The 12,837-nt window shown below is 68.1% G+C and carries 12 protein-coding genes; 7 read left to right on the forward strand and 5 right to left on the reverse strand.

Translation table 11 applies throughout. The annotated features are described in order from the left end of the window. Positions 1 to 63: 63 nt before the first annotated feature. From AB0H50_RS04855 to AB0H50_RS04865, 3 genes are all read right to left on the reverse strand, one after another. Positions 64 to 270: a hypothetical protein gene (locus AB0H50_RS04855; protein WP_357446772.1), complete on the reverse strand. Its 207-nt coding sequence runs from the start codon at positions 268 to 270 to the stop codon at positions 64 to 66. A gap of 19 nt (positions 271 to 289) precedes the next feature. Further along, complete coding sequence (locus tag AB0H50_RS04860; RefSeq protein WP_357446775.1) at positions 290 to 1,708, reverse strand: cytochrome P450; 1,419 nt, start codon at positions 1,706 to 1,708, stop codon at positions 290 to 292. Between the two features lie 366 nt (positions 1,709 to 2,074). After that, positions 2,075 to 2,560: a MarR family transcriptional regulator gene (locus AB0H50_RS04865; RefSeq protein ID WP_357446778.1), complete on the reverse strand. Its 486-nt coding sequence runs from the start codon at positions 2,558 to 2,560 to the stop codon at positions 2,075 to 2,077. Positions 2,561 to 2,642: 82 nt separating this feature from the next. Here AB0H50_RS04865 and AB0H50_RS04870 point away from each other — a divergent pair, with 82 nt between their 5' ends. After that, the gene (locus AB0H50_RS04870) at positions 2,643 to 3,170 is read left to right on the forward strand and encodes a DUF1772 domain-containing protein (RefSeq protein ID WP_357446781.1); all 528 of its coding nucleotides are present in this window, start codon (positions 2,643 to 2,645) and stop codon (positions 3,168 to 3,170) included. Positions 3,171 to 3,273: 103 nt separating this feature from the next. Here the strand turns inward: AB0H50_RS04870 and AB0H50_RS04875 are convergent, their stop codons facing one another. Next, complete coding sequence (locus tag AB0H50_RS04875) at positions 3,274 to 4,146, reverse strand: hypothetical protein (protein WP_357446784.1); 873 nt, start codon at positions 4,144 to 4,146, stop codon at positions 3,274 to 3,276. 216 nt (positions 4,147 to 4,362) lie between these two features. Between AB0H50_RS04875 and AB0H50_RS04880 the strand changes: the two genes are divergently transcribed. After that, on the forward strand, positions 4,363 to 5,202 hold the full coding sequence (locus AB0H50_RS04880; RefSeq protein WP_357446786.1) for a DUF4184 family protein: 840 nt from the start codon (positions 4,363 to 4,365) through the stop codon (positions 5,200 to 5,202). Here the strand turns inward: AB0H50_RS04880 and AB0H50_RS04885 are convergent. Beyond that, a complete protein-coding gene (locus AB0H50_RS04885) occupies positions 5,199 to 6,314 on the reverse strand; it encodes a hypothetical protein (protein WP_357446789.1) in 1,116 nt (371 codons plus the stop codon). The two genes, AB0H50_RS04880 and AB0H50_RS04885, sit on opposite strands and share 4 nt — an antisense overlap. Before the next feature lie 188 nt (positions 6,315 to 6,502). On the opposite strand from AB0H50_RS04885, the gene AB0H50_RS04890 reads away from it, so the two are divergent. Genes AB0H50_RS04890 through AB0H50_RS04910 form a run of 5 tightly spaced genes read left to right on the forward strand, consistent with a single transcriptional unit; the run spans position 6,503 to position 12,595 of the window. Then, positions 6,503 to 8,287 (forward strand): hypothetical protein, encoded by a 1,785-nt coding sequence (locus AB0H50_RS04890; RefSeq protein WP_357446792.1) that lies wholly within the window; start codon positions 6,503 to 6,505, stop codon positions 8,285 to 8,287. Positions 8,288 to 8,311: 24 nt separating this feature from the next. Next, the gene (locus tag AB0H50_RS04895) at positions 8,312 to 8,656 is read left to right on the forward strand and encodes a hypothetical protein (RefSeq protein WP_357446795.1); all 345 of its coding nucleotides are present in this window, start codon (positions 8,312 to 8,314) and stop codon (positions 8,654 to 8,656) included. Next, positions 8,653 to 9,141 carry a YbaB/EbfC family nucleoid-associated protein gene (locus tag AB0H50_RS04900; protein ID WP_357446798.1) on the forward strand — a complete coding sequence of 163 codons (489 nt, stop codon included), beginning with the start codon at positions 8,653 to 8,655 and terminating at the stop codon, positions 9,139 to 9,141. Before AB0H50_RS04895 ends, AB0H50_RS04900 begins: the two co-directional genes overlap by 4 nt. A gap of 44 nt (positions 9,142 to 9,185) precedes the next feature. Next, the gene (locus AB0H50_RS04905; RefSeq protein ID WP_357446801.1) at positions 9,186 to 11,798 is read left to right on the forward strand and encodes a hypothetical protein; all 2,613 of its coding nucleotides are present in this window, start codon (positions 9,186 to 9,188) and stop codon (positions 11,796 to 11,798) included. Next, positions 11,795 to 12,595, forward strand: coding sequence for an ESX secretion-associated protein EspG (locus AB0H50_RS04910; protein ID WP_357446804.1), 801 nt, complete (start codon positions 11,795 to 11,797; stop codon positions 12,593 to 12,595). The genes AB0H50_RS04905 and AB0H50_RS04910 overlap by 4 nt, the downstream gene beginning before the upstream one ends. Positions 12,596 to 12,837: the final 242 nt, after the last annotated feature.

Genomic DNA, 12,837 nt, shown 5'->3' on the forward strand with positions numbered 1-12,837 from the left:
TCGGTTCCATCGAATGTCAGCCAACGTCGAGCTGCGCAAGCGATCGGAGAGGTGAGCGCGCGGTCAGTGACCGTTCAGTTCGCGATGCCAGAGCAGGTCGCTGATGCGCTGAACGGCGGTGGCCAGGTGGCGGCGGTAGGTGCTGAAGGGCAGACCGTGGAGTTCCGCGGCAACCTCTTGTGCGGGAGCGCCTTTGAAGCTTGCGTATGGGGTCGTTGGGGCTCCGCCCTCACGAAACACGCGGAAACCGCAAAGGCGGGTGCTCTTCACGAGCACCCGCCTTTAAGGCTCAGCTGGTTCGCGGGTGAGGTCGCAGTCGTAGGCCCGCGGGTTTGAGGGTGAGGGTTTCGCGGACGTCGAGTCGGTAGTCCGGGTCGGGTTCCAGGTCGAACTGGTGCAGGATCGCGGCCAACGCGACAGTGATCTCGTGCTGGGCGAACTGCCGGCCGATGCAGGCGCGTGGACCCGTGCCGAAGGGTTTGTAGATGCGCGGTGACAGCTTCCGGATGTTGTCGGGAAGGAAGCGGTCAGGGTTGAACTCGTCGGCGTCGGGACCCCAAGCCGGGTCGCGGTGCGCGGCGAGGAGCAGGACCAGCACCCAATCCTTCTGCCGAAAACGGTATCTGCCGTCGCAGAGCGTCGTGTCCTGACGTGCACGCCGAAAGTAGCCAGGTCCGGTCGGCCACAGTCGCAACGTCTCATCGACAACCCGTCGTAGGCTCCGCAGTTTGGCCACATCCTCGAAGCGGATATCGGGGAAATCTCTTGTCGGCCAGCGCTCGTCGAGTTCAGCCCGTACACCGTCGGCGATCTCGGGGTGAATGGACAGATAGTGCAGTGCGAAGGCGATGGTGTTCGCCGATGTCTCGCTGCCCGCGACAAGGAAGGTCAGGATCTGATTGCGAATGTTGGTGGGGTCCAGCGATTCTCCGGATGCGGGATCGGCGCTGCCGAGCATGAGGTCGAGTATGTCGTGGTGTTTTGTGCCGGACTGGGTTCGGCGAGCGGCGATGATGCTGTCGACGACGCTGTGGGCATGGACCAGGTCCTGCTGGTGCTGACGAGCCCTGCCACGGCGGAAGATCCGCTCGAACACGGGCAGGACGTCGGTGCGCCGGTTTGCGTAGGTGAGTTCACGAACCATCGCCTCGACGAACGGATCCGAGCGCTGGTCGGCCATCGAACGGAACGAATGCGAGAACCCGGCCCGCGCGATGATCTCGAAGGTCAGCGCGTTCGAGTGTTCGGGAACATCTATCCACGCACTCGCGGCCTCCGCCGCCCAGGCATCGGTCAACTCGCGCACCGTGGCGGTGATCGCGGCGTGATAGTTGGCCATTGCCGACTTGGTGAAGGCAGGCATCAGGATGTTGTGCGCCTTCTCCCAGTTCGGTTCCCGGCTGAAGGCGGTGAACAACCCGTCGCCTGCGAGCGGCCGAAGCTTCATCAGCGCGTGCCCGACGTGTTTTTCCCACATCGACTCGTCGTTGACCTCCTCGACCGCCCCGGTGCCGGTCACGATGACTGCCGGATAGCCGAAGAGCTTCTGTTCGAACACCGGCCCGAGTTCGCGCGCCTGCTCAGCCAACCGCTGGCAAGGTTTCGCGAAATCGGTAGTCAGCACATCACCGAGCAGCGGCAGCCGAAAAGGTGGATGCGGAAGCGTGCGGGTGCTGGCCCCACCCTCGATCGTCGACGCCTCGGTCATGCGGTCTCCCTGCTCATCGTGCTGATTCGGAACTGGATTCGATGTCTGACGTGTGCCGGGTAGCGACGAACCGACGGGCCGCCACCCACCACTTGGCAAGCGGTAAAAGTTCGGCGACCTCGTCGTCCAGACTGGCAGATGGCGACGGGGCCGTCATGCCGGCAGCATCACCGGGCCGGTCCGCCATATCCGACCTGTCTTGCGCCGCAGCCGCGAGCTGCAGAGCCAGCCTGGCCGATTCCCGCTCGCGAACTGGCACATGCTCGTTGCCTACGAAGCTCGCGAACGAGTTCCGGCATCACCCTCACTGTCGCCGGACGCTGTCATGACTGGGCGTGGATGCGAAACCTCGTGGGGCACCGGCCGTTACCGCTCCGCAGCCGAACCGCGGAGCGCGTCGGTAGCTGCCGCGACGGAGTCGTTGAGCGCGGCGACGAAACGCTGCAGTACCGCTAGTTCGCTGTCGTCGCACTCGGCCAGATACGCGCCGACGGACGCGCCGAGCCCTGTGAACAGCGGAGCAACCGCGTCCCGCGCCTGCGCGCCGACCAGGGCGACAAGGACGCGGCGCCGATCCTGCGGATCTCGATCGCGGCGCACGAAACCCGCCCGCTCGAGCCGGTCGATCATCGCGGTCACCGCACCGCCCCGAGTGATGCCGATACGGTCGGCCAACTGCCCCGGCGTCTGCGGTCCGTCCATGCTCAGCACATTGAGGCAGCTCAGGTCGGTGACGGTAATCCCGAGCCGTGCGGCGACGGCCGAATGAAAGATGACGGTGCGGGTTGCCTGTATCCGCAGCTCCGTCTGCAGCGAACTCAGGGCCTCTTTCCGGGTTTTCCCTGATCCCATTTCACATCACTTCCTTCTAATCTCTCTACATCAGAGAGGCTCTCAAATAGAGAATACTCGATGGCACGAAGGAGATGCGGACATGACGACGAAGCGGGCGATACCCCTCTGGCTGCTGGTCATCTTTGTGGGAATCCAGTTCGGGGCCGGATGGTACGAGAAACTCGCCGTCATTCCGATGTGGGCGGACACACCCCCTGACGAGCTGTTCCCGGCGATGGAGGCGTCCGGCTTCAAGAAGGCAGGCCGCGCGTTCTGGCCGTTCGTTTCCCCGGTGGTGTCGGCTCTTTCGCTGATCAACCTGTACCTCGCGTGGCGCACACCGGTCGCCTTCCGGCGCTGGTGGATCGCGGGGGCCGCCGTCATGCTCGGCTACTCGGTGTCGACCTACGCCTACTTCGCGACCCAGATGCTGATCTTCCAATCCAACGGCGCGGACTGGACTCCCGAGCGCGTGGAGTCCTTCGTCGACACATGGACCACACTGAACTACCCCAGGATGGCCATCGGCGCCATCGGCTGGCTGTGTGCGCTGCGCGCGCTGTCACTGTCGGGTGCTACAACTCGGGAGCACGCGCCCGCCGTGCCGACCGGCAACGCGGTCGGGTAGTCCGGGCGGAAGTCGCGCCCGCCCGATCGGGCGGGCAAACCGTCCGGCTACACCTCGCATGCCGGACAGTTACTTCCTATCCAGATTGTTCGATCGGTCCGGTTCAGCGCGCGTGCGGCGTATCCGGCAGCTTTACCACGGCGGTGCCCGCCTGAGATTCGCCATACTCCCAGCCCGCGACCAGTCGAGCGCCGAGGCTGTCCAGGATGCCGGTAGTGAAGGGCCACCGGTCGGCGTTGCAGTAGTGCGCGCCGGCCGCACGCGCGTCTTCCTCGTCGAGGCAGAGCATGCGCAGGTGGTCGCGGAGCTCGGGGTGGGTGATCGCTGCCAGTGCCGCCTCCCATCGGGGTTCGGCTGTATCGAGGTAGTCCTCGTCGTCGAATGGCACCAGATGTTCGGGGCCGCGCTCGGTGAAGGTCGCCGCGCGCATCGCGTCGGCCAGGGTGCCATCGGTGGCGACCCGAAACAGTACGGTCAGCCAGTTGTTGAGCTTCCTGGAGCTCTCGTGGGTCAAATCCATGCCGTGCCGGGAGAGCAACGGGCCGAGTTCCGCGCCACGCACCAGTACCTCATCGGCGCCAGCGATCGCGGCGGCGCGTATGTCGGCGACGAAGTCGTCACCGAAGGGTCGGGGGCCCTTGGGCCCGGCCGCGTCCCACGGTCCCGTCCCGTCCAGCAAGTGGTCGTCGAAGCGGAACAGCGACCGGCTCAGGTCGAACCGCCACACCCCCGGGGACAAGGGGTACTCGTCGGCACCAGGAAACGGCAGCCGCCTGGGCTCCGGCTCGGCGAGCGCTGCTGGGGTGGCCCAGGCGCTCGGGTACAAGAACTCGTCCAGCGAGTCATCGGCGTAGTACACGCCGTACTCCGCCGTGGGGTCCTCGGCTGGCTTCCCGTCTAGCAGGATGTCGAAGGCGGCGGTCAGTTCGGCATCCCAGGCATGGATGCCTGCCGCTGGGCTTTCACTGGACGTCATGAGAACTCCTGTGTATCAAGTGGTTCGGCCTCGCCGACACGTTAAGGGCTGACACTGACATCGATGTCGGTAAGCCCGTTCCGGTGGCCGTCGCGCCGCCGTTGCGGGCCACGCCTGGATAGACCAGAACGGTTCATTGGCGATGTCGGCGGCGAATAGAACTCGCAGACCCACAGCGACCAGTTTCTGGATCTGCTTGCACCAGAAGCAGATTCGGTGATCGCAACGCCGCCACTACGGCTCGTTCCTGATTGCGGCCGGGGTATTTTCGGGTTGGTGCCGTTCACTTTCGCCCATCCCGCGGCGGTTCTGCCGTTGCGCCGATACCTGCATCTTCCGGCCATGGTGGCCGGTACGGTCGCGCCCGATGCGCTGTACTACGTGCCGGTTTCCCTTCACGTGGACACACATTCGATCAATGGCTTGCTGGTGTGGGACGTGCTGTTGGGGTTGGTGCTGCTGCAGATCTTTCGGATGACGGCTGATCCACTGCTGGCCTTGGCGCCAACAGGATTACGGCGGCGAGTCCCGCCGCCGCCTAGGGGCTTCCGATCGTTGGCCGGACAGTTGACAACGGCTACGTCGGTGCTCGTCGGCGCCACCACGCACCTGGTGTGGGACGCCTTCACCCAAACCGATGGAGCGGCGGTGCGGCGCTGGGCCTGGTTGCAAACTGCCGTATCGGAACCGCACAAGCTGTACAACGTGATCGGCTACGCGTCCTCGATCGGGGGAATGATCGTCTTGGGTTCCGCTGTCGTCGGCTGGTACGGCCGCACCCGCGCGAGCATTGATCGGCCGGGACTGCGCCCGCGGATTCGATGGGCGGTACTGGCCGGAATCGCGGCGCTCGCGGCGCTCGGTGCCGTAACCGCGCTTGCCGGGCCCGCGAGTCGGACCAGCGGCTACGACGTCGTCCGATCGGCGCTGATCGGTGGAGTCCAGGCTGGCGTGGGGGTGGCTTTGATCTACGCTGTCGCCTGGAATATCTTGGCGTGCAAATCATCACGGCGAGGGTTGGGTAACGAGCGCTCCGGTGAGGCCCCCGACGGTTAGTCCGCCGCGCCCGCCATGAGTAGCTGGTGTAGCGCGCCGTCCACTTCCTCCCGCTCGCCGAAGAGCCGCACCAACAGTGCGCGCTCGGCCGCGCCGTGCTCCGCGGCCAGCACCAGTTCCAGTGCCGCGTCCCGCGCTTCGACGCCCGATTCCTCGGCGAGCGACGCCACGATGTCGGCCGTGCTCTCCCTGGTCCATACCCCGGGAATCGCGGCCGCGACCTCGCTCGCGGGCGGGGCGGCGCCGCGATACCAGTGGGCGCCCTCCCACCAGTAACAGAAGGAGAGCAACCCAGACCCGGCCCGCGGGTTGAGCAGCGGGTTCGCCACCCACCCCGGCGCGCCCGCGTAGAGATCCGGCATGGGAGCACCGGCGTTGTAGACCGCGTCCAGCACCGGGTCGTTCCATACTCCGCCGGAGAGCACCGCACGGTCGCCAGGGACCAGCCATAGCGTGGAACCGCTGCGCTCGGCGCCCTCGAACAGGCCAAGCGCGGGCAGCACCCGCGGCCCCCAAGGAGATCCGGCTGCCACGAACGACGCGGCGATCGCCGCCCAGCGCATCGCCAGCAACGGCAGCGCGGGCAATGTCGTCTCGATTTCCGGGGTGAGCGTGGCGGCCCGAGCAAGTGCCCCCGCCTGCTCGGTGGGCCGGGACTGCCGGTCCTCGTGCCCGATATGGGCTGCCAGCCAGACCGGGAGCCGCGCCCGCGGAAACGCCTCCAGGTCAGCCCGATACACCTCCGGCGGGAAGAGGTGGTCGTCCGGGAAGGGCTCGGCGCCGAAGTCGTGCTCGGCACCGATCTCGCCGGACGCCGACGCCGTCACCAGGTAACGCCACCACGGGCCACCGGGCAGGGCGGCCGATGCCGTACGGTGCCGCCGGACCAGTGCCAGCACCTCCTCGGACGGCAACACCTGGGCCGGATGGCCCCCCTCGTCGGTGAAGAAGACCGACGCCAGCTCCGATACGGCGGTCAGCGCGAACACCGCCTGCATCTCGTGCCAGCCCGGCGGGGCGAGCGCGATCAATTCCTCGGCGATCCGGCGGCTCGCCGCGTCGGCGAGCGGTGACTCGGAATCGGCGGGGAGCGAATCCTCTGCTGCGGTCATGAAAGCGACACCTCCTCGATCGGGCCCGCACGCTACCACTCGGGAACGAACGGCGCCGGTGCGGCGAATTCGTTTGCCCGTCATTGCGAATTCAATTGCCTGCGTTGTAATCCCACGACATCGAACGCCGAGAGGAGAGCTGCGGTGAGCAATCCGACGGGGCGGTACGGAGCCGCCGCGGTGCAGCGATGACCATTCACATGCCCGAGGGGTTGCAGTGGCTGGCCTGGGTGGCCGGAACCACCTGGCCACAGGGCGACGAGGACGTCGCATGGGCGGTATCGGAGGCATGGAAGACGGCGAGCACGGAGCTGACGGCCCTGCTCGCCGATATCGCTGCGGCCAAACAGGCCACCATCGACGCCTACCCGCAGGGCGAGGGCGGTACCGCGATGGGCGCCCGCTACGACGCGCTGCGCACCGGTGACCACTCCGTCGAGGAGCTGGCGAAGTTCATGAGCACCGTCGGCGACAGCACCTTCGACATGGGCACCGAGATCCAGGCCACCAAGATCACCGTTATCGTGACGCTGGCCTGGCTGGCGCTGGAGATCCTGTGGGCCTGGCTCTTTCCGCCCACCGCGCCCGCGGTGGAGGCGGCCGCGATCACCACCACGCGCTCCTTCCTCAAGGTGTTCGAGGACTTCGTGCAGAAGGCGATCACCAATCTCGCTGCACGCCTGGGTGCTTCGACCGCCAAGCGCCACTTCTGGACCCAGGCCGCGCGGCTGCGGCCGGTCTTTCCCACCGCGAAGGGCTGGGGCGTCTACGGTGCGCGGGCCATCGAGGCGACCGCCATCACCGGGACCATCAACGGCTCGGTGCAGGTCGGCCAGCTCGCGGCGGGCAAACGACGGCACTTCAACGGCACGGAATTCGGGCTATCCATCCTCGCCGGTGTCGCGGGCATGGTGCCAGGGCGCGAATTCGGGCGCTACCTCGGGCACGGTATCGACAAGGTTGCGGGCAAGCAGTTGAACAACATCGCGGGCCGGGTCGGTCGTGGTGCGGTGATCGGTGGCGCCTCCGGTGCGGTCGGCACCACTTTCGGCAACCTGGCCGTGGGCGCGGTGACCGGAGACTTCTCGTCGTTCGCCTCCGGGCCGGGCTGGGTCGGCGGTGTCACGCGGGGTGCTGCGGTGGGCGGTGCGCGCGGCGGTTTCGCCCTCGGCAAGCCGATTCCACCGGGGCACGGCGACATTCGCTCCTATGTCTGGATGCCGAAACCGAATTCCGGCAATGCGGCGCCTCGGCCACCGGTGAGCGACGGTTCGTCCAGCGGGTCGAGCTCCCGGCCGTCCGGCCAGTCGGCCAGCGGTTCCAATGCGAGCGTGTCGTCCTCGGTTCAGCCGGTGCACTCCACCGTCGCGGGCTCGTCGAGCCGGCCGCCGTCCTCGCACAGCAGCGCCTCGGGCAACAGCGTCTATCACGACGCCGCGAGCTCGTTCCAGAGCGGCGGGAGCAGTTCGAGCGGCGGGAGCCGTTCGAGCAGTAGCTCGGGCAGCACGGTGTACCACGACGCCCGCACCAATCAACCCCCGACCTCGTGGTCGTCCTCGGTCGACGGCGGCTGGACCCCACCGCCTCCGTCCGGCTCGGGATCGTCGCACGCCGCTCCCCCGGCGCCGATAGGGTCGTCCTCCTCGTCGAGCAGCGGGCATTCCGGCGGTGCGCAGCCACGCCCGCTCCCGCCGTCCGGTGCTCAGGTGACCGGCGCGAATGGCGGGAGCAGCAACGGAAACCCGATCGCCACCCACCACAGCGAACCGTTCCTGGGCGAGGGCAAGGACGTGCGCGGCAAGCCGCGGCCGAAGCAGTGGCCGTGGGTGGAACCGCTGCCCGGGCCGTATTCACCGCCATCGTCGAGTGGCTCCTCCGGGCAGCAGTGGTTGCCGGCCCCGGGCGCCGCGCCTGCGGCGGATGCGCCACTCGCGAACCCCGGCGAGCAGGTCGACGTCCCGTTCACCCCGTAATCCGACGACACAGAAGGGAGTGCCATGGCCGCGGACCGGTTGGAGGTCGATCCCCAGAAGCTGCGCCACGCCTCGGATCTGACCCGGGAGCTGTCGAACGACGTCAAGGGGGTCGCCGAGAAGCTGCGCAACACCCTCAGCGGTGTCGAGTCCGACGGCACCGTCATGCCGTGGGGTGATGACAAGCGCGGCCACAAGTTCTTGGACGGCGACAAGGGCTACAAGGCGGCGCGGGACAACCTGATCGAGGGCGCCATCGGCGCCGCGACCACGTTGGGCGACATGGCGACCGGTCAGCGTGATGCCGCGGATGTCCTGGCCGCTACCGACTCCGGCAACGCCGGCCAGTTCAGGAAGCCGACGACGTGACCGGGCAGCCCACCGTCAACGAACGCCTGCGCGCCGACATGGCGACGCTGGTGGAGGGTCTCGGCGAGCAGTTCCGCGGCATCGCCGAACTGCAGCAGCGGCGTTCGCGGCTCACCGAGACGGTGAGCGTGTGCGATCAGCGCATCGAGGTCACGGTGAACGCCGACGGCATCCTGATCGACACCAAGTTCGCCGACGACGTCCTGGATCTGACCCTCGAAGAGATCGCGGAGAACGTCACCGCGGCGGTGCAGGCCGCCGCGGCGAAGGTGACCGAGCGCAGCCGGGAGCTCATGCGCCCGCTGCTGGAACGCAAGAACGCCCTGCCGAAACTCTCCGAGATCATCGAGGGCGCACCGGATCTGGGCTCGCTCATGCCGACGGCGCCGCCACCGCCGCTGACTTCGCCGGACCCGAGCCGCTGGCCCGACGACGATTCCGGCGCACGCGCGCCCCGGTCCATGGTGGCCGACAACGACGACTGACGCGGCGCGCGCGGTGCGCCCATGCGACAAGAAGGGTGAAAGGGATGGCTCTCGAACCGGGCACGTGGTCGGGCTTGAAGAACCAGGCGCAGGCCGGGTATCTGAAGTTCGACACGGCCGACGCACTGGCCGCCGCTCGCGCCTGCGCCGATCTGGTCGACGACCTGCTCGGTATGGCCGCGGCCGTGACGAACCTGCGCCTCGACAATTTCGTGCCGATCGGCACCCTCACCTCCGGCACCCAGCTGGCGATGGCGTTCACCACCAAGGGAAACCGGCTGCGAACCATCCTCAAAGATCACGCCGACATCGTCACGGACATGGGCGAGACCTACATCGCGGCGGGCAAGGCGTACGCGAACGCCGAGGGTGAGTCCGAGAGCGACTTCAAGGCGCTCACCGACCTGAAGATGCCGACCGTGGCCGGACCCTACACCCCCGGCGCACGCAAGCCGGGCGGGCCGGACGCCGAATTCGACAAGCCGAACGGCGGATTCGCGTGGAAGGGCAAGGACGGCAAGCCGCACCTCCAGCACGCGAACGCAGAGAGCTTCCCCGCCTCGCTGAAGGACTACCAGGGCGAGAAGGATCCGGGCGTCACCGCCAGCATCGAGAACAAGGACAGCCTCGCCTTCAGTGAACTATACGAGCTGGGACGCGATCTCGACCCGGCTCCGGTGCTGGCCGCCGCGGGCACCTGGCACAGCATTGCCAACGACCTGCTCGGCAAGCTCAACACCCTCGTGAACGCCATCAACGCCGGTACCGAGGCATGGGAGGGGCAGGGCGCGGCCGCGGCGGCCACGGCGATCAAAAACTACTCCGACGGCGTGCAACCACTGGCCACCTCGATGATCGCGATGAGCCAGAACCTGGACTACAGCGCGCAGTGGCTGCACCTGACCAAGCTCAGCATGCCTTCCAGCCCCGATCCCGGTGACTGCTGCCCGGGCCGGGTGACCCGCCGGTACCGCGACGAGTGGCAGAAGCACTACGGCGAGGGCATGAAGAACACCGTCTCGGCGATGCCCGTGGTGAACGGTCCGATTGCCCAACCGGCGCCGCAGGGTGGTCAGGGCCAGAACCAGCCCGGGAACAACCAGCAGGGCAACGGCCAGCACGGCAACGGCAACGGCCAGCACGGGAACAACCAGGACGGCTCCGGGAACCAGCAGCCGGATCCGAGGTACCAGCCGGGCTACGGGCAGGTCGACCCGGCGAGCCAGTCCGGTTACGACACAGCGGGTTCCGGCACAAGCCCGCGCCCTGACAGCGCCGGATCGCACGGCGCCGAATCGGGCGGCACCGGATCGGGCGGCACCGGATCGGGCGGCACCGGATCGGGCGGCACCGGATCGGGCAGGGGTGCCCCGCTGCCCAACAGCGCCAAGGGCGGTGGCGGCAGCGGCAAGGGTTCCGGGTCGCAGGGGCAGCTCCCGCCTGGCTACGAAGCCGCGCGCAGGGAGACGGAGTCCGCCGCGGCCGGCGCCCGTGGTGCGGCGACCCCGGTCGGCTCGTCCGGCGGTGGTTCGCCGGACGGCGGCGGGACGCAGTCGCGCCCGTCGGGTTCGGGGAATCCGTTCCCGCGCAGCAGCTTTCCCGGCGAGTCGTCCGACTCGCCCTCCGGAGGCAGCGGCACCAGCATGCCCAGCGTCCCGTCGCTCGGGTCCGCTCCGCTGCCCAACGGCGCGAAGGGCAGATCGTCCGGCAGCGGCGGAACGGGCAGTGGGTCATCGGGGGCGGGTGCGGGTAGATCCGGCGCGAGCGGGCTGGAGGACGCGCTCGCCAAGGCCACCGGCGCCGATCCGGCCCAGGTGCGGTCGATGCTCGGCGATCTGCCGAAGCTGCTGAACGAGAACACCCTGTCCAAGAAGAGCGGCCTCTCCCCGGAACAGGTGCGGTCGGTGCTGAAGAACATCCCGGAGGTGGCCGACGTCGGCGAGCTGGCGAAGCTCACCGGTCTCGACCCGGCACAGGTCCGGTCGGTACTGGACAACCTGCCGAACGCGCTGGATGAGAAGGCGCTGGCGGCCGCGACCGGCACGAGTGACCACTCGCCCTCGCGTGCCGGCTTGCCGGGCCAGTCGTCCTCCGGGGCCGGGCTCCCCGGTCAGACGACGGGCGCCGGCGGCCCGGCGTCGTTCGCCCAGGCGGGCAGAGACTTCCTCGGCCAGATCGGTACGGCGCTCACCCAGGGACTGGAGTCGCTCGGTCAGCTCGGTGCCACCCTGCCCGGCGCGGACCAGTTGCACGAGATGCTGCGCCGGTTCGACCCGGCCGCTCTCACCGCCGCCGTGGGCGATCTGCCGGTCGATCCGGCGTCCGGCGCGGGCGGCGGTGGCGCCGGTTCCGGTGGCGTGGGCAGCCCAGGTGGTCTGTCCGAGCATCCTTACCAACCGGCCCGTGCCGGGCAAGCGTTTCCGCGCGCGTCGCTGCCCGGCGCCGAACACCCGCTGTACCCGGCCGCAGCGGCGGCGGGCCAGGGCGCGCACGGGATGGGCGGTCCCCCGATGATGGGTCCGGCCGGTGCCGGCGCGGGCGGCGGCGCGCAGGGCAATACCGCGCAGAAGCCGGCCAAGTATCTGAAGTCCAAAGCGCACCTGGACGACGCCATCGGCGCCGTGCCGGACCGGGTGAAGCCGGTGATCGACTCGTGAGCCGAACCTGGAAGTTCACCGACCTGGAGTTCAACCTGCTGTGCGAGGAGGTGCGGCAGGGCGAACTGCCCGCCCCGTTCGTCTTCACCAGCCGCACCCGGCTGGCGGACGACTACGAGCGGGAGAAGTTCGAGGTCCAGCAGCAGCTGCGGGCACGGTTCGACTACGAACTGGACGCCATGGCGAGCGCCATCGCCCGACCTGACATCTTCATCGTGGCGCACGCCTGGGACGACCAGGATTTCGACAACCCGGAAGCGCGCACCCGGGTACATGCCGTCCGGCAACGCGCCCGCGGGTACATCATCACCCAGCGACCCGGCGAAACCCTCATGCACGCAGGTGGTTTCGACGCTGTCGAATGCGACCCGCACGCCCTGGCCGATACCGTGCTCGGGCTGCTGCCCCCATGCAATGCAGGCAGTCTGGACGACATCCAGCTCGCCCTGCCGACCTCGGAACCCACGATCGTCCACCAAGGCCCGTCGTCCGGCGTCTCGGACAACGACGACACAGACGACGACACGATCCGCAGCGAGGCCTTCTTCGCGACCCCCGCGGTGAGCACCGGCATCGTCAAGGTCCTGCAGGGCCGTTCCAAGTACGGCCCGCGCGGCTTGGTCGAAGCCGGCATGCTCTGGCGCGACCTCCCCGACGACGGCCGCTACGTCATGCCGCTGGACCACCCGGCCCCTGTCGCCACCGCGATGAGCAGTGACCGCCTCACCGAGTGGGTGCGCGAACAGATCGACCACATTCTGGCGCGCATGGAATCGCATATGGAGACAGAGGACTGACGCCGCTTGATCGTGCCCCGCGCCGGGGCTGTAGAGGATCTCATGGGGCCTCCAGGGAATTACTCGAGGTAGGCGTCGTGGATGTAGCGGATGGCGGTGATGACTCCGATGCCGAACACGGTGATGAGGGCGACAGGGGTTCTCGCAGAGTTCCATCTGGCCATCGCCTCTGTTCCTGGGCTCCGGCAGTCGTACGTATTGGCCGAAGCCCAAGGCGCCGAGGGCGTCTCGGCGTCTCCGAA

It is taken from the genome of Nocardia sp. NPDC050793, assembly GCF_040654065.1.
Taxonomy (GTDB): domain Bacteria; phylum Actinomycetota; class Actinomycetes; order Mycobacteriales; family Mycobacteriaceae; genus Nocardia.